Raw genomic sequence first — 21,936 nt, 5'->3', positions numbered from 1 at the left:
GTCCAAATGTTTGCGCCTCTTCCTTCTCCCCGGGGGGAGAAGGAAGAGGCGCGTTGCTACCCGAACTTCCCCGTCCGCGGGAATCCCTTCGGCACCATGCGTCCGGCCGAGGCTCGGGCGCCGATCCATTCGACCAGCTCTTCGCGCGATTTGATGAAGGTGCGGTCGGCCGAATCCTGCCAGGAGAGACCGCTTGCAAGCGTGAAGGTCTTGATGTCGAGAACGCCGCCATCCTTGTATTTCTGCAGGCGAACGCCCTTGCCGCGCCCCATCTCCGGTATTTCGGCGAGCGGGAAGACCAGCATCTTGCGGTTCTCGCCGACGATGGCGAGATGGTCGCCGGCGACCGGCACACAGCGCTTGGCCTCGTCGGGCGCCTTGACGTTCATCACCTGCTTGCCCTTGCGGGTGTTGGCGACGACCTCTTCCTCCGGCACGATGAAGCCGTTGGCGCCGTGAGACACCAGGAGCAGCTTGCGCTTGGGATCATGGACAAAGGCGGTGACGATGTCCTGGTCGTTGTCCATGTCGACGATGATGCGGATCGGTTCGCCATGGCCGCGCCCGCCCGGCAGCCTGTCGGCGCCGATCGTGTAGAACTTGCCGCCGGTGGTGAAGACCAGCACCTTGTCGGTGGTCTGGGCGTGGAAGGCGAGCTTGAGGCTGTCGCCCTCCTTGAAGGTCAGGGCCGAATGGTCGGTCAGGTGACCTTTCATGGCTCTCAGCCAGCCCTTTTCCGAAACGACCACGGTGACCGGCTCGCGCTCGATCATGGCGTGGGCGATGTCGGTCAGGTCGTGTTCGGGGGCGTCGGCGAACTGGGTCCGGCGCTTGCCGAGCTCGGTCTCCGGCCCGAATTTGTCGCGGATGCTGGAGACTTCCCACTTGATCGTCGACCACTGCCTGGCGTCGGACGCAAGCAGCGCCTCGATCTGCTTCTTCTCGGTGGTGAGGCCGTCGAATTCCTTGCGGATCTCGAATTCCTCGAGCGTGCGCAGGGCCCTGAGCCGCATGTTGAGGATGGCTTCGGCCTGGTTGTCGGTGAGCGACCAGCGGGCCATCATCACCTGCTTGGGCTCGTCCTCCTCGCGGATGATCCTGATCACCTCGTCGATGTTGAGATAGGCGATCAGATAGCCGGCGAGGATCTCCAGCCGCCTTTCGATCTCGCCGAGGCGATGCCTGGAGCGGCGGATCAGCACGTCGCGACGGTGCTCCAGCCATTCCTTGAGCACGCCTTTCAGCGACAGCACGTTGGGTATCTTGCCGCGCGACAGCACGTTCATGTTGAGCGGAAAGCGGCTTTCGAGCTCGGTCAGCTTGAACAGCGATTCCATCAGGATGCCGGGATCGACCGAACGGCTCTTCGGCACTAGGACGACGCGGATGTCCTCGGCGCTCTCGTCGCGGATATCCTCGAGCAGCGGCAATTTGCGCGCCATCAGAAGCTCGGCGATCTTTTCGATCAGCCGCGCCTTCTGGACGCCATAGGGGATTTCGGTGACGACGATGTTCCAGGTGCCCCTGCCCTGGTCCTCCTGGCTCCATGTCGCCCTGACCCGGAAACCGCCGCGGCCGGTTTCGTAGGCTTCGAGGATCGAGGCACGGCTGTCGACGATGATGCCGCCGGTCGGGAAATCCGGGCCTTGCACGAAGTCCATCAACGTCGTCACCGGCGCATCCGGATGCTCGATCAGATGCAGGGCGGCGTCGCAGAGCTCGGCGGCATTGTGCGGCGGGATCGAGGTCGCCATGCCGACGGCGATGCCGGACGAGCCGTTGGCGAGCAGGTTCGGGAAGGCGCCGGGCAGCACGACCGGCTCCTCGTCTTCCTCATTGTAGGTCGGCCGGTAGTCGACCGCGTCCTCGGTGATGCCGGAGAGCAGCTCGGTCGCCACATCGGTCATGCGCGCTTCGGTGTAGCGCATGGCGGCGGCATTATCGCCGTCGATATTGCCGAAATTGCCCTGCCCGTCGACCAGGGGATAGCGCATCGAAAAATCCTGCGCCAGCCGCACCAGCGCGTCGTAGATCGACTGGTCGCCATGCGGATGGAACTTGCCCATCACCTCGCCGACGATGCGGGCGCATTTGGCAAAGCCCTGGTCGGGGTTGAGCCTGAGCAGCCGCATGGCATGCATGATGCGACGATGGACCGGCTTCAGCCCGTCGCGCACATCCGGCAGCGCCCGATGCATGATGGTCGACAGCGCATAGGCGAGATAGCGCTCTTCCAGCGCTTTCTTCAGATCGACCGGCTCGATGTTGTCGCCGCCGCCATCTCCAGGCGGCAAAAGCCTCTTTCCCATGGGCTGGGACTAGCCGAGCGGGTGATTCGCGGCAAGAGGCAAGGCCCCTTCTGCAACACGAACTGGACGTGCGGCAGCGCCGACCAACATCAACCGGTTACATCCCGCTTCTATGGCAAAGCACGATGGACTGGGCGCGATGGACCGGGTTTGCGTTTCGTCGCGTTTTTCGACCATTGTGCGGATGAACGCCTTTTTCCCGTCCAGTTCGTCACGAAAGGGTGACGCCGCAAGGAATTCGAGAATAATCTAGGACACACTCAAAATACTTCAGGAAACGCTCAGGGAACTCGCGATGACGATCAAACGCTCGACACTCAACAAACTCGCTTTTTCGACCTTTTTGCTGACGCTGCCGCTGAACGCGGCCTTCGCGCAGGATGCGGCGGTCGCCGACCGGCTCAAGGCGGCTCTCGCTGCTCAGGGGGTCGACATCTCCTGGACCGGGGTGACGGGCGATGCCTCCAGCATGGTGCTGCAAGGCGTGGCCGTCAAACCGGCGGCCGAGAAGGAGGCGCTCAAGATCGGCGACGTCAAACTCGAAGGCGTGACAGAAGCCAATGGCGGTTATGAAATCGAAACCGTCTCGACTGCGGCGTTCCAACGCAGCGAGGACGGCGTCACGATCGACCTCAGCCCCTTCATCATCCGCGACATGACGGTTCCCGCCGACGGTGCCACGGGTCCGCTGGGCTCGCTGATGATGTACAAATCGGCCGAACTCGAGACCATGACGGTCAAGGTCGCCGACAAGACCGCCTTCTCGATGGTCGGGCTCGCCATCGAAATCACCCCGCCGGTCGACGGCAAAGCGATGGGGTTTTCCGGCACCACGGAAAAATTCAATGCCGACCTGACCCTGATCGAGGACCCGAAGTCCAAGGACGCGATCAACGCGCTCGGTTACCAGAACATCACCGGAAACCTTGCAATGGAGGGCACCTGGCAGCCCGCGGACGGCAAGATGGAGCTGTCGAAATACGACATTTCCGTCGACAATGCCGGAACGCTCGGCATGACCTTCGGTCTCGGCGGCTACACGCTTGACGTCATCAAGTCGCTGCAGGAGATGCAGAAGAAGATGGCGGCTCAGCCCGAGGGCGCCGACAAGTCGGCTGAGGGCATGGCCATGCTCGGCGTCTTGCAGCAGCTTTCGTTCAACAGCGCTTCGATCCGCTTCGACGACGATTCGCTGACCAACAAGGTGCTGGACTATGTCGGCAAGCAGCAAGGCATGTCCGGCAAGGACATCGCCAACCAGGCCAAGGCGATCGTGCCGTTCGGCATGGCGCAGCTCAACAATCCGGAACTGACGGCGCAGGTGTCGGCTGCGGTCGGCAAATTTCTCGACGACCCGCAGAGCATCGAGATCCTGGCCGAGCCGCCGGCGGCAGTGCCGTTCGCAATGATCATGGCGGGCGCCATGTCCAACCCGATCGACCTGACGAAGACGCTTGGCGTGACGGTCAAGGCGAACGAGGACTGACCGGACCGGTCGCTTGAAAGCGAAAAGCCCGGCAGATGCCGGGCTTTTTTGTGAATCAACAGAATCGGTTGCGGGAGGTTTTTAAACCTCTTTCTTAGTCACCGCGACGCGCAGCGACAATTCGCGAAGCTGCTGCGGGCTGGCTTCCGACGGCGCGCTCATCAACAGGTCATAGGCCTGCTGGTTCATCGGGAACATGGTCACTTCGCGCAGGTTCCTGGCACCGACCAGCAGCATGACGACGCGGTCGATGCCGGCTGCCATGCCGCCATGCGGCGGTGCGCCATATTGGAAGGCGCGGTAGAGGCCACCGAACTGCGCCTCGACCGTCTCGCGATCCAGCCCGACGATCTCGAACGCCTTGACCATGGTTTCGGGCAAATGGTTGCGGATGCCGCCGGAGGCGATCTCGAAACCATTGCAGACCATGTCGTACTGGAACGCCTTGATCCCAAGCGGATCCTCGCCGTTGAGCGCATCGATGCCACCCTGCGGCATCGAGAACGGGTTGTGGCCGAAATCGACGCGCTTCTCGTCCTCGTTCCATTCGTAGAAGGGAAAGTCGACGATCCAGCACAATTCGAAGCGATCGCGGTCGACGAGGTTCAGCTCCTCGCCGGCGCGGCTGCGCGCCGCGCCCGCGAAGGCGACGAATTTCTTCGGGTCGCCGGCGACGAAGAAGGCGGCGTCGCCATCGGCAAGGCCGAGTTGCTGACGGATCGCCTCGGTGCGCTCCTCGCCGATGTTCTTGGCGAGCGGTCCGGCGCCTTCGAGCTTTTCGCCCTCCTTGCGCCAGAAGATGTAGCCGAGGCCGGGCTGGCCCTCGCCCTGCGCCCAGGAATTCATGCGGTCGCAGAAGGCGCGGCTGCCGCCGGTCCTGGCCGGAATGGCCCAGACCTCAGCCTTGGAATCATTGGCGAGGATGTTGGCGAACACCTTGAAGCCTGAATCGCGAAAATGATCGGAGACCGCCTGCATCTCGATCGGGTTGCGCAGGTCCGGCTTGTCGGTGCCGTATTTGCGCATGGCGACGTCATAGGCGATGCGCGGAAAGGCCTGCGTCACCGGCTTGCCGGCGGCAAAGGTCTCGAACACGCCTCGCATCACCGGCTCCATGGTCGCCAGCACGTCGTCCTGCTCGACGAAGCTCATTTCCAGGTCGAGCTGGTAGAATTCGCCCGGCAGGCGGTCGGCGCGCGGGTCTTCGTCGCGGAAGCAGGGCGCGATCTGGAAATAGCGGTCGAAGCCCGACACCATGATCAGCTGCTTGTATAGCTGCGGCGCCTGCGGCAGTGCGTAGAAATTGCCCGGATGGATACGGGACGGCACCAGAAAGTCGCGCGCCCCTTCGGGCGACGAAGCGGTCAGGATCGGCGTCGAGAATTCGGTGAAGCCGACCTCGCCCATGCGCCTGCGCATCTCGGCGATGATCTTGGTGCGCGCCACGATGTTCCTGTGCAGCGTGTCGCGGCGCAGGTCGAGGAAACGGTATTTGAGGCGGATATCCTCGGGATAGTCCGGCTCGCCGAACACCGGCAGCGGCAACTCCTTGGCCGCCGACAGCACTTCGATCTCGCGTGCGAAAACCTCGATCTCGCCGGTCGGCAAATTGGCGTTCGCCGTCTCTGCCAGGCGCGCCTTGACCTCGCCGTCGACGCGGATGACCCACTCGCCGCGCACGGTCTCGGCGATCTTGAAGGCCGGCGAATCCGGATCGGCGACGATCTGGGTCAAGCCATAATGGTCGCGCAAATCGATGAACAGCAAGCCGCCATGGTCGCGCACGCGATGCACCCAGCCCGACAGGCGAACGGAAGAGCCGACGTCGCTCTTCCTCAACTGGGCACAGGTATGGCTGCGGTAACGATGCATTGTCATTCGTAAAGTCCGGATGTTGATTGCGGCCAAGGCATGATGGCCCGGCCCGAAAATTTGCGCGAAAAGCACATGAGAGGCCGCCTTTGTCAAGGCAGGCGGCGCTCGGGCGGCATCTCGGTTCGAACTTCGGCCTTCGACCGAGGCCATGTGAAAACGCCACGCCACGGTCAAAGCGAAGAATTTCCCCTGCTTTGATCGTGATCTGGATGATCAAGCCGTGTACAATGGCCGCCACATTCACGGGAGGACTACCATGCGCATTCGCACATTGACTGTCCTGATGACGCTGCTTGTCGGCACCTGCACATTTGCATACGCCCAGCAGACAAAGCCAGCGTCGATCGAGGTGTTTCCTTTCGAATTGGAGGACAAGAGCGCTGGGGCCGGAATAATTCCCCCGGATGAACACGACAAGCGCTATCTGTCCGAGTCGGCACAGGTTGCGAAGGATATGCTCTCCCAGTCCGGCCGCTTTACAATCGTCGATGTGCCAGCCGGGGACGAGCCGGCGGCTGCGCCGCATGGATTGCGCAATTGCGGGGGCTGTGAAGGCAAAATTGCCAAGGAGCATGGCGCGTCCCTTGCCCTGCTGGGCGTCGTAACGCGCGTCAACCGGACAGAGCATACCATGTTCATTCGTATCCTCGACGCTGAAACCGGGAAACCTGTTTTGCAGGGCTTTACCGATCTTCGCATGGGTGCGAACTACGCCTGGCCCCGTTCCGTGAAATGGCTGATGACGAACAGAATTCTGCGATAGGCAGGCCAGCCAACGCCCGCTGCGAAAAACAGAATAATCGACCGCCGTGGTCGTTCGCCCATTGATGGGCCAAGCATCCGGACTTTCTGGCGATTGCCTGTCGCAAGGGGCCAATGTCCGCCTGCCACTCCCCGAGCGCGCACCGAGAGTGCGCAAGATCGATCCCAAGCAGAAAATCAAACTGAGAAACCGATTGCCGGTGCTGGCCCGCTAACTGCCGGGAATTGCCGCTGGCATTGGCGCGGGCGATGGTTCAAGAAGGGTCAACGACAGGCCTTCCTTCATGTCCTCCATCCGCCCGCTGATTCCGCTCCTCATTGCCGCCGGCATCCTGCTCGGCGGCAACGGCCTGCAGAGCACCTTGATCGCGCTGCGCGGCGCGCAGGAGGGATTTTCGGCCTCGACCGTCGGCCTGATGGGCACGTTCTATTTCGCCGGCTTCCTGCTCGGCTGCCTCGCCGTCACCCGCATTATGAAGGCCGTCGGCCATGTGCGCGCCTTTTCCGCGCTGGCGGCGATCGCTTCCGCCGGAACATTGCTTCTGGTGCTGGTCATCGACCCGGTCATGTGGTGCGCGGTGCGCTTCGCCGGCGGGTTCTGCTTTGCCGGCCTGTTCACCATCATGGAAGCCTGGCTCAATTCCGGGGTCGCCAACAGGGACCGCGCGCGGGTGCTGGCCATCTACCGGATGGTCGACATCGGTTCGGTCACAGGCGCACAGTTCCTGATCCCGATCGTCGGCGCCGGCGGTTTCGCCATCTTCGCCATCATGTCGATCATGATCACGCTCTCGCTGGTGCCGGTGTCGCTCGGCGACCGCTCCAACCCGACCCCACCGGAAGACGTCAAGCTCGACCTAGGCCGCGTCTGGCGGATTTCGCCGCTCGGCTGCTTCGGCTGCATCGCCGTCGGCGTCACCAACAGCGCCTTTCGCACCTTGTCGCCGGTCTATGCCGAACAGATCGGCATGTCGGTCACCGACGTCGTCACCTTCGTCAGCGTCGGCATTTTCGGCGGCGCCATCATCCAGTACCCGCTCGGCTATCTGTCCGACCGCTGGGACCGGCGTTCCGTGCTGCTGATAACGACATGCTGCGCGCTGTTTGCAGCACTGGCGCTGGCGTTCGTGGCCGGGAGCAATCCGTTCCTCAACTTCCTGACCGTCTTCTTCTTCGGCTGCTTCGCCATGCCGCTCTACTCGCTGTCGGCGGCGCATTCCAACGACCGCGCCGACAGGGGCGAGTTCGTGCTGATCAACGCGGCACTGATGCTGTTCTATTCCTTCGGCGCCATCGGCGGGCCGTTCGCCGCCTCGACGGCGATGCAGTATTTCGGGCCAAGCGCGCTGTTCGTGTTCTGCGCCATCGTCTACGCCATCTTCGTTGTCGTCATCCTGTACCGGATGCAGGTGCGATCCGGCGTGCCAGCGGGCAAGCGCAGCCGTTTCATCGCGCTTTTGCGCACATCGACGGTTTTTGCCCGGCTGGCCAAGCGCAACGACGATTCCGACAGGCCAGGCAAGCACCGATGACGGCCCTGCGGCTTGACGAAAGCCCGCGCGGCTGAAATTGAAGGAAACCTTACCTTAGCCAAAAGCGATTTGATGCACGTCATCACCACCCAGGAAGAACTCGAGACCGCTCTTGCCGCGTTCGAAAAGTCGGATTTCGTCACCGTCGACACCGAATTCATTCGCGAGACGACCTTTTGGCCGATCCTGTGCCTGATCCAGATGGCGGCGCCCGGCGTGACGGCGCTGATCGATCCGCTGTCGCCCGATATCGACCTGAAGCCGTTCTTCAGGCTGATGGCCAACGAGGCCGTCATCAAGGTCTTCCATGCGGCGCGCCAGGACATCGAAATCATCGTCCATCTCGGCGATCTGGTCCCGCATCCGGTGTTCGACACCCAGGTGGCAGCGATGGTCTGCGGCTTCGGCGACAGCGTCTCCTATGACCAGCTCGTCCAGAAGATCACCGGCGCCCGGCTCGACAAGTCCTCGCGTTTCACCGACTGGCGCCACCGGCCGCTGTCCGACAAGCAGCTCGATTACGCGCTTGCCGACGTCACCCATCTGATCGAGGTCTATCAGCAGCTCAGCGCCGAGCTTAAGCGGGAAAACCGCGCCCACTGGCTGAACGAGGAGATGGAGGTGCTGACCTCCCGCGCGACCTACGACCCGCATCCGGAGGACGCCTGGAAGCGGCTGAAGATGCGGCTGCGCAAGCCGCAGGAGCTGGCGATCGTGCAAGCGGTGGCGGCATGGCGCGAGCGCGAGGCGCGCGAACGCGACGTGCCGCGCGGCCGGGTGCTCAAGGACGACGCCATCTACGAGGTGGCGCAGCAGTCGCCGCGCGATGCGGCAGCGCTCGGCAAGCTGCGCACCACGCCGAAAGGCTGGGAACGTTCGGCGACGGCAACGGCGCTGCTCGGCGCGGTCAACGCCGCGCTTGCCTTGCCCAGGGAAGACATGCCGAAGCTGCCGAAGACTTTTCAGCCGCCCGAAGGCTCCAATGCCGCCGCGGAACTGCTGAAAGTGCTGTTGCGGATCGTCGCCGAAAAGGAGGGCGTCGCCTCGAAGGTGCTGGCGACGAGCGACGACATCGACCGCATCGCCGCCGAGGGCGAAGCCGCCGACGTGCCGGCCTTGCAAGGCTGGCGGCGCGCCGTGTTCGGCGAGGCCGCGCTCAAACTGGTGCGCGGCGAGATCGCGATCAAGTTCGACAAGCGCAAGATCGCGGTGTTCGATTTGTAGCACAGTTGAACGTTCGGGACGCCGGCGGGACAGAGGGGCGCGAAGGATCTCGACAGACCGGCTCTGTGCCGCTCATGGTGACGACGCGCGGCGCTGTAGGTCCCTAAGCCCGGCGCCGCTGACCCGTCAGGTGGAAAACGACGATGACGATCACCGGTATCGCCAGAAGCGCGAATTTGGTGACGATCAGCGCCGAGGCGAAGGACAGCGAATCCGGATTGGCCGACTGGAAATCGGAGAGCAGACGGGCCACCGCGATGTTCTGCGCATAATCGGCAAGCGTGTAGGGCAGCACCAGGACAAGCGCGAACAGCGACTGGAGCTGCGCGGACTGAGCCCGGAAGTTCTTCAGCCGCCGCCCCGTGGCCAGGATCAGGCTGACCAAGGTCAGTGACAGCAGCGCCGGGAACAAGAGGTCGAAGGTCAGGTAGTGCCAGACGAGAATGATCTCGCTGCCGCGCCGGCCGAGCGCCGTCAGCCAGGCCATACCCTCATCCGGGGCGAAACCGGTGAAGCGCATATCGAGCGACGGCAGGCCGCCGCTCAACTGGCGGAAATAGAGGAACTCCATCGCCGTCATGGCGGCGAAAACCGCCAAGCAGACAAAACACAGTGCTGCAGCGTGGCGTGACAGCCGCAGCATCGTTGCCGTCAGGCTTCGCGCGAGCTGGTCAGGCTCCGCCGGGGTAATTCGGGCTTTCGCGGGTGATCGTGACGTCATGGGCGTGGCTTTCACGAAGTCCGGCGTTGGATATGCGCACAAAGGTGGCGCGTTCGCGGAAATCGGCAAGGTCGCGACCGCCGACATAACCCATGGCGGCTTTCAGGCCGCCGGCAAGCTGGTGCAGCACGCCGGACACAGGTCCCTTGTAGGGAACCTGCCCTTCGATGCCTTCCGGCACCAGTTTCAGCGTGTCGCGGACCTCGGCCTGGAAGTAGCGATCGGCGGAGCCGCGGGCCATGGCGCCGACCGAGCCCATGCCGCGATAGGCTTTGAACGAGCGGCCCTGGTGCAGGTAGACCTCGCCCGGGCTCTCGTCGGTGCCGGCCAGCAGCGATCCGATCATGGCGGCACTGGCGCCGGCGGCGAGCGCCTTGGCGAGATCGCCGGAATATTTGATGCCGCCATCGGCAATGACCGAGACGCCCGATTTCTGCGCCGTCTCGACCGCCGACATGATCGCCGAAAGCTGCGGCATGCCGACGCCGGCGACGATGCGGGTGGTGCAGATGGACCCCGGCCCGATGCCGACCTTGACGGCGTCGGCGCCGGCGTCGATCAGCGCCAGCGTGCCGTCCGACGTGGCGACGTTGCCGGCAAGGATGCGGACCGAATTGGACAGCTTCTTGGCCCGCGTCACCGCGTCGAGCACGCGTTGCGAGTGACCATGCGCGGTATCGATCACCAGAAGGTCGACGCCGGCGTCGATCAGGCGCTCGGCGCGCTCGAAGCCGTCATCGCCGACGCTGGTGGCGGCCGCCGCGCGCAGGCGCCCCTGCACGTCCTTGGTGGCGTGCGGGTTGAGCTGCGACTTCTCGATGTCCTTGACGGTGATCAGCCCGACGCAATTGCCGTCGCTGTCGACCACGACCAGCTTTTCGATGCGGTGCTGGTGCAGGAGCCGCTTGGCCTCGTCCTGATCGACGTTCTCCTTGACCGTGATCAGGTTCTCACGGGTCATCAGCTCGTAGACTTTCTGCGCCGGGTCGGAGGCGAAGCGCACGTCGCGGTTGGTCAGGATGCCGACCAGCCGTCCGACCGTATGCCCTCCGGCGCCGCCGTTCTCGACCACGGGAATCCCTGAAATGCTGTAGGTGCGCATCAGCCCCAAGGCGTCGGCGAGCGTCGCATCGGGACCGATGGTGACGGGGTTGACCACCATGCCGGATTCGAATTTCTTCACTTGCCGCACCTGCTCGGCCTGCTCGGCCGGCGAGAAATTGCGGTGGATGACGCCGATGCCGCCGGCCTGGGCCATGGCGATGGCGAGACGCGCCTCGGTGACGGTATCCATGGCGGCGGAGAGGATCGGCACGTTGAGGTCGATGTCGCCGGCGATGCGGGTGCGGATGTCGGTCTCGCCGGGCATGACCTCTGAATGACCCGGCTGCAGCAGCACGTCGTCAAAGGTCAGCGCCAACGCGCCCGTGGACGTTTCGATAATTTTTGCCATGGCCAGCCCTCGGAATGCATGAAAAGCGCTGGACCGGATGGACAGCGCCGACTCGTATCTTCCCTTTCAGGATTGGCGCTGGCTCGTAACACGTCCCGTCGCCGATGAAAAGCCGGTTTGCTTGCGAGGGGCAGCGCCATGATCGGCAATCGGTCTGAAGCGATTGCCCTAACGCAGTCGCGCGATCCATATCGTGTGGGTAGATTCTGCTTGCTTTGTGACGGCAGGTATGCTAGGAATTTATTCATGGTGCTGATTTGCGCCAGCGACCCGCCCTCAAGGCGGGTTTTTTATTTGGGTGCCATGCTTCGCAGGGTTCCGAACTGGCGCGGCTGCCAGGGTCGCACAAATGTGACGGCAATTAGCGCGACATCGGACCCAACCCGTGATAACCGCCCTGCGTGTCGGCTTGCCCCCGGTCGGCCGCGCAACATTCAAATCCGGACGCGCTCCATGAACCGCACCATTCCGCTCATTCTGGCGGTCGCTCTTTTCATGGAAAACATGGATTCGACCGTTATCGCGACGTCGCTGCCGGCGATCGCCGTCGACATCCAGACCAGCCCGGTGGCGCTCAAGCTGGCGCTGACCGCCTATCTGGTGTCGCTGGCGGTCTTCATTCCGATCAGCGGCTGGATGGCCGACCGCTTCGGCGCCAAGAACGTGTTTCGGGCGGCGATCGCGGTGTTCATCGTCGGTTCGGTGGCTTGCGCGGTGTCCAATTCGCTGCCGGCTTTCGTGATGTCGCGCTTCCTGCAAGGCATCGGCGGCGCCATGATGACGCCGGTGGGGCGGCTGGTGCTGGTGCGCGCCACGCCGAAAAGCGAGCTTGTCGCCGCCATGTCCTGGCTGAGCATTCCCGCGCTGGTCGGCCCGCTCGTCGGGCCGCCGGTCGGCGGTTTCATCACCACCTATTTCACCTGGCACTGGATCTTCCTGATCAACGTGCCGATCGGGCTGATCGGCATCTGGCTCGCCACGCGCTTCCTGCCGGAAACCGAATCGGCGCGGACGCCGCCGCTCGACTTCACCGGCTTCGTGCTGAGCGGGCTGGCGGCATCGGGCATCGTGTTCGGCCTGTCGGTGGTCAGCCTGCCCGCCTTGCCGCCGATTGCCGGCTTCCTCACCGTGGCTGTCGGGCTTGTGTCGGCCGGGCTCTACCTCTGGCATGCGCGCCGCGCCAGAAATCCGCTGCTGGCGCTCGAGCTGTTCCGCAACCAGGTGTTCCGCTCCTCGGTCCTCGGCGGCGGACTGTTTCGCATCGGCATCGGCGCCGTGCCCTTCCTTTTGCCGCTGATGTTCCAGATCGGCTTCGGGCTGACGCCCTTCCAATCGGGAATGATCACCTTCGTGGCGGCGGTCGGCGCCATGGGCATGAAATTCGCCACCGCGCTGATCTTCAGGGTCGCCGGGTTCCGCCGCGTGCTGATATCAGGCTCGCTGATCGCGGCGGCGTCGATCGCCATCAACGGCCTGTTCACGCCCGACACGCCCTATCTGCTGATCCTCGCCGCCCTGCTCGCCGGCGGCTTCATCCGATCGATGTTCTTCACCGGCATCAACGCGCTTGCCTATGCCGAGATTTCGACCGCCGACACCAGCAGGGCAACGCCGATCGCCGCGGTGTTCCAGCAATTGTCGATCGCGCTCGGCGTGGCGCTGGCCGGCGGCGTCCTGGAAGTGTCGACGACAATCCATGGCGGGCCGCTGCGGCTTGCCGACTTCCACATCGCGTTCTTCATCGTCGCGGCCGTGTCGGCGGCCGCATCGCTGTCGTTCCTGCGGCTGGCGCCCGATGCCGGCAACGCCGTGTCGGGGCATGGCGGACTGACGCGGGGCAAGACGCTGGAGCCGGTCAGCCCGCCTGGGAGTTGACGTCACCGACTTCGTCATCCTAGGGCGAAGCGAACGCGAAGCGGGAGCGCAGACCCTGGGATCCATGCCGTAATATCAGAGCGCTGCTGCGGGTGCAGAATGAGTTGCATCGGAATGAGCTATGCCAAGGGATCTCTGCACCGTCGGTGCCCTTCGGCGCCGGTAACGGCATGGATCCCAGGGTCTCCGCAACGTCGCTACGCTCCTGCTTCGCCCTGGGATGACGAAGGTGGGTGTTCTCGCCCCTTAAAATCCTTCGCCAGCAGATAAAGCTCCACCGACTCATCGCGCGAGGCCGGCGGCTTGACGTGGTGGACCGAGCGGAAATTCTGCTTGAGCCTGGCGAGCAATTCGTTCTCGGCGCCGCCCTGAAAGGTCTTGGCCAGGAAATGACCGCCCGGCTTGAGCACCGACAAGGCGAAATCGGCCGCCACTTCGCACAGATACATGGTGCGGATGTGGTCGGTCCGCTTGTGGCCGGTGGTGGGTGCAGCCATGTCGGACAAAACGATGTCCGGCTGACCGCCCAGCGTTTCGGCGAGCTTTTCCGGCGCCTGCGGGTCGAGAAAATCCATCAGCAGCACCGGCGCGCCGGGCACCGCATCCATTTCGAGATAATCGATGCCGACGACATGCGGGTGTTCGGCCGTCGATTTCGTGCGCGCGGCGGCGACCTGACACCAGCCGCCGGGCGCCGCGCCAAGGTCGATGACCTTCATGCCGGGCTTGAGCAGATGGTGCTTGTCGTCGATCTCGATCAGCTTGTAGGCCGCGCGCGAGCGGTAGCCGTCGGCCTTGGAGCGCTGGACATAGGGATCGTTGATGTGGCGCTGCAGCCAGCGGCGCGACGATTCCTTCAGGCCGCTTTTCTTCTTGACCCGTGTCTTCAGCACGCGAATGCCGGCGGAACCCGGCTTTTCCGGTTTCTTGGTCATTGGTTAATTTCTGGTCTGAGCATGATCTTTTCCGAACCGAAGGTCAGCGAAGCAAAAACCGGTTGCCACTTTTCGCTGACGCGGTCCTCCGGTTCGGGATCATGCTCTGGCCCGCCCGCTGTTGCGCCAGACGCCGTCGTCGGCCATCAATTCGCTCAATATGCCCTCGCGCAGGCCGCGATCGGCGACGCGCAGCCTTTCCGACGGCCACATCGCGCGGATCGCCTCCAGGATGGCGCAGCCGGCCAGCACCAGATCGGCGCGGTCGGCGCCGATGCAAGGATTGGCGACGCGCTGCTGGAAATCCCAGCCGACCAGCCTTTCGACCATGCGGTCGACGCTGTCGCGGTCCATCCACAGCCCGTCGACCCGGCGGCGATCGTAGCGTTCCAGGTCAAGGTGAACGCCGGCCAGCGTCGTCACCGTGCCCGAGGTGCCGAGCAGATGGAATTTCGGGCTGGCGAGCACATGGCTCAGCCGGTCGCGCCCGTCGAAGGCATGCAGGCGCACAGCCACATCCTCGACCATGGCGGCGAAGACCTCGCGGGTGACGGTGCGGCCGCCGAAGCGCTCGGCCAGCGAGACGACGCCGACCGGCAGCGACGTCCAGGAGACGATGTGGTTGGCGAGCCGCGGCGAGCGGTGGCCGGTGAGGTCGATCAGCGCGATTTCCGAGGAGCCGCCGCCGATGTCGAACAGGACGACGCCTTGCGTGTCGCGCTCGACCAGCGAGCCGCAGCCCGACACCGCCAGCCGCGCCTCGGTCTGACGGTCGATGATCTCGAGCTTCAGGCCCGCCTCGCGCTCGACGCGGTCGAGGAACTCGGCGCCGTTCGCGGCCGTGCGGCAGGCTTCGGTGGCAATCAGCCGGGCCTTCCTGATCTTGCGGCTGCGCAACTTGTCGCCGCAAATCTTCAGCGCCTCGACCGCGCGGTCCATCGCGGGCTGGCCGAGCCGGCCATTGGCAGTGAGGCCCTCGCCCAGCCTGACGATGCGCGAGAACGCGTCGATGACCCGGAACTGGCCATGCCGCGTCGGGATCGCCACCAGCAGCCGGCAATTGTTGGTGCCGAGATCGAGCGCGGCAAATACCGGCAGTTCCTGCACCGGCGGGCGGCGAACCGCCTGCTCCGGCCTTGCCTGCGAAACCGAGGGCAAGGGCGCGACGATCGCCTCGGGCGGGCGGCCGGCTGGAGCGCTGGTGACGGCGGGCGCCGACAGTCCGGCGGCTGCGAACTGAGCGTCATCGCGCGCAAAAACCTTGCGGCCGCGCCGACGCTTGCGCCGCTTCCTGGTCTTGGCCTTCTGATTCTGGCCATTCTGGTGCTGGCCATTCTGGTGCTGGCCATTCTGATCTCGGGACGCGTCGCCTGCCTGGCCGGACCAAGGCTGCACCGGGCGGCCATTCTGCCGGCCGGCGGATGGGCTTGCCGGGCCCGAAGGCGGCGGCGAAGCCGTTGACACGCCCACTTCCGGCGCGCCGGCGCCGGTGTCGTGGTCTTCCACTTCAGTTCCTTCCGGCGCCGCGCGAACCGGAGACCGGACGCAGCAGGCGCTTTCACATGTTTCAAGTTGCCGCCAGACTAGCAGCGCCGGGCCGGATCACCAAGAGCGCAGCGGCCGAATTTTGGGGCGGCATAGTCTTGCCTGCCCGATGATGGCGGGACAGCACGAAGGATCGCCACGCTTTCCTTCTCCCCGCAGCCCGCCTTCACGGTTGAATAGCCGGCTTCGATAAGGCATTTCTGAAATGGGGATGAAACATCCGGAATCGCGGGCGATTTTCCAGAAGCGAACCGGAGAAGGGTAACGGGCTGCAACGCATGATCGTCACGCCATGAACTGGAAGCGCTATTTCTGGCCGGTCGTCGGCATTGCGGCGGTCGTCTTCTCGCTGTGGCTGCTGCTGCACGAGCTGCGCGGCATCTCGCTCGACGACGTCTGGGACGGCATCGTCGCCATCCCTGCCCGCGGCTGGATGCTCGCCGCGCTGAGCTCGGTCGTCGCCTATGCGTCGCTGGCCGGCTACGACCACATCGCGCTCCTGCATATCGGCAGACGAGTCTCTTGGCTGTTCGTCACCCTTTGCTCGTTCACCACCTATGCGCTATCGCACAATATCGGCGGCTCGGTGTTCTCCGGTGCGGTGATTCGCTATCGCGCCTACGGCACCAGAGGCCTGACCGGACAGGATGTCGGCATTCTGGTGGCGGTCTGCTGGATCACCTTCGTGCTGTCGACGATCCTCGTCTCCGGCCTCGTGCTGGTCTTCGAGCCGGAGATTATCGACCGGTTTTCCGGCGTACCGCACCATGGCCTGGCCATGGCGGCGGGCCTCGCAATGCTGCTCGTGGTGGCGGCCTATGTCTTCGGCAGCTGGCTGCATCTCAGGCCGCTGAAGATCGGCAGCTTTCAGATCCATTATCCGGCGCTGCCGATCGTCGCGCGGCAATTGCTGATCGGCCCGGTCGAGCTGCTGGCAGCGGCGGCGATCATCTATTTTGCCCTGCCCGCGGCTGGTAATCCCGGCTATTTCGTCGTGCTCGGCGTCTTCCTGGTTTCGTTCTCGGTTGCGCAGATCTCGCATGCGCCGGGCGGGCTCGGCGTGTTCGAGGTCGTCTTCCTCGCCGGCCTGTCGCACATGGACCCGGTCGGCGTGCTGGCAGCACTGCTGGTGTTCCGGCTGTTCTACCTGATCATCCCGCTGCTGATCGCGCTCGGTGTGGTGCTGTACTTCGAGCACTCGCAGCTCGGCCGGAACGAGAGTTGAGGGCGCCGCCCCTTCTTCCTTCTCCCCTTGTGGGCCTGTTGCGTAATTCACTGGTTGTGATTCTCTGAGGCGAAAGCCGAGGAGAATCGCGATGGCGGTGAAGCGGACGGGTCAGTTGAGCCTTGCGGAGGCATTTCTGGGGGACAAGCAGGCGGGCGGGTCTTCGCCGCTCGACCGGTTGGTTGACTTGGTGAAGTGGTACCGCTTCGAGAAGCTGCTGACCCCGCTGCGTGATGGTGGGCCGGGACGCGCGGCCTGGCCGCCGCTGCTGCTGTTCAAGGCGCTGTTGCTGCAGTCGCTCTATGGGCTGTCGGATCGCGAGCTGGAGGAAGCGCTGGGTGACCGGCTGTCGTTCCGGCGCTTCGTTGGGCTTGGCCTGGAGGAGAGCATTCCCGATCACACGGTGCTGTCGCGCTTTCGCAATCTGCTTGTTGGCGAAGGTCTCTTGGAGAAGCTGTTTGGCGAACTGGACCGGCAATTGGAGAAGGCCGGTGTGATCCTGAAGCGCGGCACGATGCTGGATGCGACGCTGATCGATGCGGTCTCAGCACCGCCGACAAGCGAGCGGCCGTCGAAGGATGCCGAGGCACGTGGCGTAAGACAGGGCAAGAAGGGCTTCACCTTCGGCTACAAGGCCCATGTCGGCGTGGACGAGGGTTCCGGCCTGATCCGCACGCTGCTCACGACGCCAGCCAACGTCAACGACACGGTGGTGGCCGATGGTTTGATCCGCGGCGACGAGAGGACGGTGTGGGCGGACGCCGCCTATGACACCCATGCCCGCCGCGCGCGGCTCAAGGCCGAAGGCAAGAAGCCGCGCATTGCGCGCCGCCCCAACAAACACCATCCGCTGCCGCCGCGGCTCAAGCACTACAATCGCCTGATCGCCAGACGGCGGGCGACGGTGGAGACCACCTTCGCCACGCTCAAGAACCGCATGAAGCTGACCACGATCCGTTACGTTGGGCTAGCCAAGGCAGCTGCCCAGGTGACGATGGCGGCGATCGCCTTCAACATGCGCCGATGGGCCGCCATCACGGGATAGGTGCGCCCGGTGACCGGCCAAACGCCGCACCAATACCCCTCAAACTCCAAACCAGACGCCAAATCACCCAAGCAAAGCGGAATGCTAACGGTGAAACCGTTCCGCAGCCTGTCCTCGCTAACTGCGCAACAGGCCCACAAGGGGAGAAGGGAGAGCCAACGAGAACCTGAAGCAATCGTGCCGATTGAAATGCCTGGGCAGGCTTGACTATTTTCCGGCGGCGGCTACAAGGCACGCGCGGCGCCATCGCCGCCCTGCCCGCGCGGTTTTCTTCAACCGGGCCTGCTGGGGAATAGGTTAACGGTAGACCCACGGACTCTGACTCCGTTAGTCCTGGTTCGAATCCAGGTTCCCCAGCCAGAAAATTACTCAACGAATATAAGCCTTGCAGTTCCGCACCATCAAAATGCGACTAGGGCTGTGTCGCGTCTTGTTGCAAGAAACTCCTGAACTTTTCTTAAAGCCTCAGAAATGTTCTCAGAAACTCGATGCTACATGACCTGCAACATGAAGGATCAGTGAAAGCCACATCAAAAACCTCTGACGTTCAGATGCATTGAGGATATGAACGCACGATCGCCTGAATCTCTACTTCGAATCCTTGCGCTCGCTGAGAATTGAAGCGTGCGATATCTAGAACAGCTTGCTTAACGAAGGCTATGTCAGCAGAGGGAATATTCAAGGCGAAGCCATGGGCGTGACACGCGGCCAGGAACTGCTCTCTTCCGCCGAGGGATGTAATAAGATCAACGACCTCAAAGACTTTCTCCGGAGTCATAGGTGGAGGCGTCTCCGGAACGCTGCTGATTTCCATTTCACTGAAATTTACTGCCATCTCATGTCCTCCCTTGCTATTATCGACGGCTATCGAACGCCTGCTGCAAGCGTACGTTGTTCAATTCATCTTCGATGCGCTGCTCGGCAATTGTGAGCGCCCGCTCATCTGGCCCGGTTGGCATAACGAATGCTATGGCAACTTTGTGAACGTCAGACCGATCGTTTCTGACGGTCCCAGATGCCTTTGAGAGTTCAAACGGCTCGCCGAGTGGGTTCAGTGAAACGGATGGCCCAACCGAACTCCCGGCGCTCGTCGTGAACGTCAAAGTTATAGTATAGGGAGTCTTCGACGTGTCGAGATTGCCCGATTGGTTCATGCTCAAAAATGTTTGAGCATACCCGCGCAATTCTAGGGCTCCGGTAATCGGATAAATATAATTTTTTCTGTGCGGTGGCGCCAATTCGCAATACTCATGGTCGGGAACAAGCGTTACCAATCGACCGAAGGTGTCTAAGACACGGAAATTTTCAACACCATTGCGCTGCAGCGTAGCCGATGCCGAGAGACCTAGTCCAATAGCTCCTCTGCTCAATGCCCCAACGAAATCAACCATGCCTGTAGTGGCGTTGGTCTCCGTCGCGTCCAAATTGAATTCGTAGCCGACCAGAACATTTTCATATCTTGCAATGATTGGGCGAACATCTTTAGGAAGTCTGGAGACTTCGAGATTCAAAAAATCTTCGTCAGTCGTAAATTTTCTGGAATACTCCTCATGACGCCGAATTATTGCCTGTCGCATTAGATCGCGGACAGCATCTCTCATCTCGCATCTGACTCGAAGGGCGATCTGGTAACTAGAGACTTTTGAGTAATCTGCCGCTTTAGGTGGGATGGCGCAAGAGGCTAGCAGCAGTCCGATTGCGATAACGCTGGCTAGATAACTTCGCAAAACTATCCCTCCCCAAAGGATATTAGCAGTTGCCAGATGAGCAAAAAATGTGCCTGCGAGTGTCAACAGACTTACGCAGGCCTTCAGTGTAAAAATCATGTTCTATTAGCGTGACCAGAAGTACAAGCCAGACCACTTACTACGGCCAGCCGCTCCTCGATAATGAGAAGTTATTCAACGCTTGTTGATGCCAACACACCTTGACAGTGTCGTTCAATGCACGATTTCGACGCTAATTTTTGCGATCGACTTTGCCTCAAAAAATATTTCAACGTCGGTGTACTCTGGTGCGTCTGGCCGAATGACGGAGTCGTAACGTGCTTGCACCCAAGTCATCACCTGCGGCCACATTCCCGGCCGTTGCACAAGATGCAGGTCAAGAAGCAAGATTTTGTTATTAATCCCTTGCGGCTCCCGAAAAGCAAGAAAGCCTTCAACGCCTGGATTTCCTACATATACCTCGCCAATGACGTGAAAATCATCTGGCTTGGGAGGCATGGTATTGATCCAGGCATACCAATCGCGCGTTTCCATATCACTTTCTCCCGTTGGATCGTTTTCGACAATGTGGATATTATGCTTGATTTCGGGCTCGCTGCGGCTCGCGCCAACTCGAAATGTCGACAAACGGCACCTGCGCACCGCGCCGAACCAGCAGCGAATTGTCGACCCCAAGAATCTTCCGCACGCTCGCCAGCGCCGCCTCATTCACCTCGATATAGGCCACGATGTACCATTCGCCGTTTTCTTCTCGCGCCATGCCCATCGGCTCGGCGTGCCACTTCAGCGCGCCGTGGTGCGGCATGAAGTACGTCTCCTGGACGCCGCCCACCGCACTGAGGCCCTCGTCCAGCGCGTATTCCATCACGGCGCAGCAGAGCTGCGTCAGCGTGCCGCGCAGCCCGGTCGAACGTTTGTCGGGAACGACGAAGGTACGGGTCCATTCGGCCCAATCGGGGCGCCTTGGGACGCCCGATTTTTCGCACATGTGAGAAAAGACCTCCGAGACCATGTGCGGCTCGCTCGTTGGGATCAATCGAGCCGAGGTCACGACGCGACCGTCTTCAATACCCAGCAGGTAGGTCGCCGCGTCCGTATCGAACTGGTCTAGCTCGCGACCATCCGGGCTCGGAGGGCGCCAATGTTTTTGGTGCACGAAAAAATCGTGCCGCCGGCGCAGGAATTCGTCGAATTCGGTCTCGTAGAGATGCTTATTATGCGCATTGACAACATGAGCAGTAATCATAGCGCGACCCCCCGATCGTTCTCGGAGGGATAGTTGCAGTCATCCTAACATTGGTCACCTGTCCGATCGGACAGTTGACGCGTTCACGGGTGAATCAGGCGCCTGCGCACTGCTTCAACGACGGCCTGCGTGGTCGTGGCGACGCCAAAAGCCTCGCGCGCCCGCGTCGAGTGCCATTTGACAGTGCGCTCGGTCAGGCCGAGAATTTGTGAGGTTTCGGATGAGGTCTTGCCGGCAGCTGCCCACAGGAGCACTTCTTTTTCCCGTTCGGTCAGCGGACCTTCATCTTCGCCGTCGCCTATGTCATTCGACAAGGCCTGGATCGACATGCCGGCATAGACCGCCATGGTGACCAGTTGCACTTGATGTCGCGGCGACAGGATGCAGGACTTTGCGGACGACGCAAACGACAGAACGGACTGCCAATGGTGGACGCTGAGCATCGGCACCGCAAAGCCACTCCATATGCCGAACTCCGTCGCTTCTCCGGCAACGCGTCGGGAGTCGTCCGTGTCGGACCATTTTGCGGGAACATCGGCCCAGAAGAATGGCTTCAGGGTCTTTGCCGAATAGATGCAAACGCCGTCGACAGCAGCATGCTCGGCTTCGACATAGCGCTCGAACCAGCCCGCGGGCCAACCATTCAGTTCAACCATCGGCGCAAGTTTCTGACCACTGAGCGGAACCCCGCTCAGGATAAGATGCTCGAAGCCGAGATTTCTCACGGTTTCAAGAAGGTCACCCAGAAGCGGCCCTGTTGCTGTGTGTTTCCTGCAGCGTTCGACAAAGTCGAACACCTCTGAATCAATCATGCCAGAGACCCCCGCCTCCATGCCGAAAAATGAGTATACCTCAAATTAGAGCTTTCGAATACGGCGCTGGCCAAGGCGGTCGATCAGTTCGTCCTGTCTGCGCAAGACGAGCGCGCGACCGAGGCAAAGCTGCTGTCATTGAGGCGCCGGCTTCTCGCCCTATC

At 62.4% G+C, this 21,936-nt stretch carries 18 protein-coding genes and 1 tRNA gene; 8 read left to right on the top strand and 11 right to left on the bottom strand.

Annotation, left to right across the window (positions count from 1 at the left end):
* Positions 1 to 56: 56 nt before the first annotated feature.
* On the bottom strand, positions 57 to 2,309 hold the full coding sequence (gene parC / locus EJ066_RS20440) for a DNA topoisomerase IV subunit A (protein WP_126041079.1): 2,253 nt from the start codon (positions 2,307 to 2,309) through the stop codon (positions 57 to 59).
* Between the two features lie 295 nt (positions 2,310 to 2,604).
* On the opposite strand from parC, the gene EJ066_RS20435 reads away from it, so the two are divergent.
* Positions 2,605 to 3,795 (top strand): hypothetical protein, encoded by a 1,191-nt coding sequence (locus EJ066_RS20435; RefSeq protein ID WP_126041077.1) that lies wholly within the window; start codon positions 2,605 to 2,607, stop codon positions 3,793 to 3,795.
* A gap of 81 nt (positions 3,796 to 3,876) precedes the next feature.
* On the opposite strand, the gene aspS is transcribed toward EJ066_RS20435, so the two are convergent.
* Positions 3,877 to 5,667, bottom strand: a complete 1,791-nt coding sequence (aspS, locus tag EJ066_RS20430; RefSeq protein ID WP_189644546.1) for an aspartate--tRNA ligase — start codon at positions 5,665 to 5,667, stop codon at positions 3,877 to 3,879.
* Positions 5,668 to 5,926: 259 nt separating this feature from the next.
* On the opposite strand from aspS, the gene EJ066_RS20425 reads away from it, so the two are divergent.
* The 3 genes from EJ066_RS20425 to rnd all read left to right on the top strand — a co-directional run bounded on the left by EJ066_RS20425 (position 5,927) and on the right by rnd (position 9,188).
* Positions 5,927 to 6,433, top strand: coding sequence for a DUF3280 domain-containing protein (locus tag EJ066_RS20425; protein ID WP_126041073.1), 507 nt, complete (start codon positions 5,927 to 5,929; stop codon positions 6,431 to 6,433).
* A gap of 283 nt (positions 6,434 to 6,716) precedes the next feature.
* Positions 6,717 to 7,964, top strand: coding sequence for an MFS transporter (locus EJ066_RS20420; protein WP_126041071.1), 1,248 nt, complete (start codon positions 6,717 to 6,719; stop codon positions 7,962 to 7,964).
* Positions 7,965 to 8,036: 72 nt separating this feature from the next.
* A complete protein-coding gene (gene rnd, locus EJ066_RS20415) occupies positions 8,037 to 9,188 on the top strand; it encodes a ribonuclease D (protein ID WP_126041069.1) in 1,152 nt (383 codons plus the stop codon).
* 103 nt (positions 9,189 to 9,291) lie between these two features.
* Here the strand turns inward: rnd and EJ066_RS20410 are convergent, their stop codons facing one another.
* Together EJ066_RS20410 and guaB are read right to left on the bottom strand one after the other, a co-directional pair.
* The gene (locus EJ066_RS20410; RefSeq protein WP_189644328.1) at positions 9,292 to 9,831 is read right to left on the bottom strand and encodes a hypothetical protein; all 540 of its coding nucleotides are present in this window, start codon (positions 9,829 to 9,831) and stop codon (positions 9,292 to 9,294) included.
* Between the two features lie 28 nt (positions 9,832 to 9,859).
* Complete coding sequence (guaB, locus tag EJ066_RS20405) at positions 9,860 to 11,362, bottom strand: IMP dehydrogenase (RefSeq protein ID WP_126041065.1); 1,503 nt, start codon at positions 11,360 to 11,362, stop codon at positions 9,860 to 9,862.
* A gap of 453 nt (positions 11,363 to 11,815) precedes the next feature.
* Between guaB and EJ066_RS20400 the strand changes: the two genes are divergently transcribed.
* Positions 11,816 to 13,237, top strand: coding sequence for an MFS transporter (locus tag EJ066_RS20400; RefSeq protein ID WP_126041063.1), 1,422 nt, complete (start codon positions 11,816 to 11,818; stop codon positions 13,235 to 13,237).
* Between the two features lie 197 nt (positions 13,238 to 13,434).
* Here the strand turns inward: EJ066_RS20400 and EJ066_RS20395 are convergent, their stop codons facing one another.
* Entirely contained in the window at positions 13,435 to 14,172 is a 738-nt protein-coding gene (locus EJ066_RS20395) for an RlmE family RNA methyltransferase (protein ID WP_126041061.1), read from the bottom strand.
* Positions 14,173 to 14,271: 99 nt separating this feature from the next.
* Positions 14,272 to 15,678, bottom strand: a complete 1,407-nt coding sequence (locus EJ066_RS20390; protein WP_126041059.1) for a Ppx/GppA phosphatase family protein — start codon at positions 15,676 to 15,678, stop codon at positions 14,272 to 14,274.
* A gap of 331 nt (positions 15,679 to 16,009) precedes the next feature.
* Between EJ066_RS20390 and EJ066_RS20385 the strand changes: the two genes are divergently transcribed.
* From EJ066_RS20385 to EJ066_RS20375, 3 genes are all read left to right on the top strand, one after another.
* Complete coding sequence (locus EJ066_RS20385) at positions 16,010 to 16,942, top strand: lysylphosphatidylglycerol synthase domain-containing protein (protein WP_126041057.1); 933 nt, start codon at positions 16,010 to 16,012, stop codon at positions 16,940 to 16,942.
* A 91-nt stretch (positions 16,943 to 17,033) separates the two neighbouring features.
* Complete coding sequence (locus tag EJ066_RS20380) at positions 17,034 to 17,987, top strand: IS5 family transposase (RefSeq protein WP_126041055.1); 954 nt, start codon at positions 17,034 to 17,036, stop codon at positions 17,985 to 17,987.
* Between the two features lie 286 nt (positions 17,988 to 18,273).
* Positions 18,274 to 18,347: transfer RNA gene (locus EJ066_RS20375), tRNA-Gln, on the top strand.
* Between the two features lie 187 nt (positions 18,348 to 18,534).
* Here EJ066_RS20375 and EJ066_RS20370 read toward each other — a convergent pair.
* The 5 genes from EJ066_RS20370 to EJ066_RS20350 form a co-directional block, all read right to left on the bottom strand.
* A complete protein-coding gene (locus EJ066_RS20370; RefSeq protein ID WP_126041053.1) occupies positions 18,535 to 18,822 on the bottom strand; it encodes a hypothetical protein in 288 nt (95 codons plus the stop codon).
* A 19-nt stretch (positions 18,823 to 18,841) separates the two neighbouring features.
* Positions 18,842 to 19,813 carry a hypothetical protein gene (locus tag EJ066_RS20365; protein ID WP_126041051.1) on the bottom strand — a complete coding sequence of 324 codons (972 nt, stop codon included), beginning with the start codon at positions 19,811 to 19,813 and terminating at the stop codon, positions 18,842 to 18,844.
* Between the two features lie 114 nt (positions 19,814 to 19,927).
* Positions 19,928 to 20,248, bottom strand: coding sequence for a hypothetical protein (locus EJ066_RS20360; protein WP_126041049.1), 321 nt, complete (start codon positions 20,246 to 20,248; stop codon positions 19,928 to 19,930).
* 40 nt (positions 20,249 to 20,288) lie between these two features.
* Positions 20,289 to 20,870 carry an acyl-homoserine-lactone synthase gene (locus EJ066_RS20355; RefSeq protein ID WP_245454949.1) on the bottom strand — a complete coding sequence of 194 codons (582 nt, stop codon included), beginning with the start codon at positions 20,868 to 20,870 and terminating at the stop codon, positions 20,289 to 20,291.
* A 173-nt stretch (positions 20,871 to 21,043) separates the two neighbouring features.
* Positions 21,044 to 21,757 (bottom strand): LuxR family transcriptional regulator, encoded by a 714-nt coding sequence (locus tag EJ066_RS20350; RefSeq protein ID WP_245454948.1) that lies wholly within the window; start codon positions 21,755 to 21,757, stop codon positions 21,044 to 21,046.
* Positions 21,758 to 21,936: the final 179 nt, after the last annotated feature.

It is taken from the genome of Mesorhizobium sp. M9A.F.Ca.ET.002.03.1.2 (assembly GCF_003952365.1).
GTDB lineage: Bacteria > Pseudomonadota > Alphaproteobacteria > Rhizobiales > Rhizobiaceae > Mesorhizobium.
The sequence above is the reverse complement of the archived record's forward strand: the minus strand, read 5'-3'. Positions and strand labels throughout refer to the sequence as shown.

Coding starts and splice junctions, on each gene's coding strand:
- EJ066_RS20360 (WP_126041049.1), bottom strand. CDS start 20,248: ATGGAAACGCGCGATTGGTATGCCTGGATCAATACCATGCCTCCCAAG.
- parC (WP_126041079.1), bottom strand. CDS start 2,309: ATGGGAAAGAGGCTTTTGCCGCCTGGAGATGGCGGCGGCGACAACATC.
- rnd (WP_126041069.1), top strand. CDS start 8,037: ATGCACGTCATCACCACCCAGGAAGAACTCGAGACCGCTCTTGCCGCG.
- EJ066_RS20425 (WP_126041073.1), top strand. CDS start 5,927: ATGCGCATTCGCACATTGACTGTCCTGATGACGCTGCTTGTCGGCACC.
- EJ066_RS20410 (WP_189644328.1), bottom strand. CDS start 9,831: ATGCTGCGGCTGTCACGCCACGCTGCAGCACTGTGTTTTGTCTGCTTG.
- EJ066_RS20395 (WP_126041061.1), bottom strand. CDS start 14,172: ATGACCAAGAAACCGGAAAAGCCGGGTTCCGCCGGCATTCGCGTGCTG.
- EJ066_RS20380 (WP_126041055.1), top strand. CDS start 17,034: ATGGCGGTGAAGCGGACGGGTCAGTTGAGCCTTGCGGAGGCATTTCTG.
- guaB (WP_126041065.1), bottom strand. CDS start 11,362: ATGGCAAAAATTATCGAAACGTCCACGGGCGCGTTGGCGCTGACCTTT.
- aspS (WP_189644546.1), bottom strand. CDS start 5,667: ATGCATCGTTACCGCAGCCATACCTGTGCCCAGTTGAGGAAGAGCGAC.
- EJ066_RS20400 (WP_126041063.1), top strand. CDS start 11,816: ATGAACCGCACCATTCCGCTCATTCTGGCGGTCGCTCTTTTCATGGAA.
- EJ066_RS20365 (WP_126041051.1), bottom strand. CDS start 19,813: ATGATTTTTACACTGAAGGCCTGCGTAAGTCTGTTGACACTCGCAGGC.
- EJ066_RS20370 (WP_126041053.1), bottom strand. CDS start 18,822: ATGGCAGTAAATTTCAGTGAAATGGAAATCAGCAGCGTTCCGGAGACG.
- EJ066_RS20385 (WP_126041057.1), top strand. CDS start 16,010: ATGAACTGGAAGCGCTATTTCTGGCCGGTCGTCGGCATTGCGGCGGTC.
- EJ066_RS20435 (WP_126041077.1), top strand. CDS start 2,605: ATGACGATCAAACGCTCGACACTCAACAAACTCGCTTTTTCGACCTTT.
- EJ066_RS20420 (WP_126041071.1), top strand. CDS start 6,717: ATGTCCTCCATCCGCCCGCTGATTCCGCTCCTCATTGCCGCCGGCATC.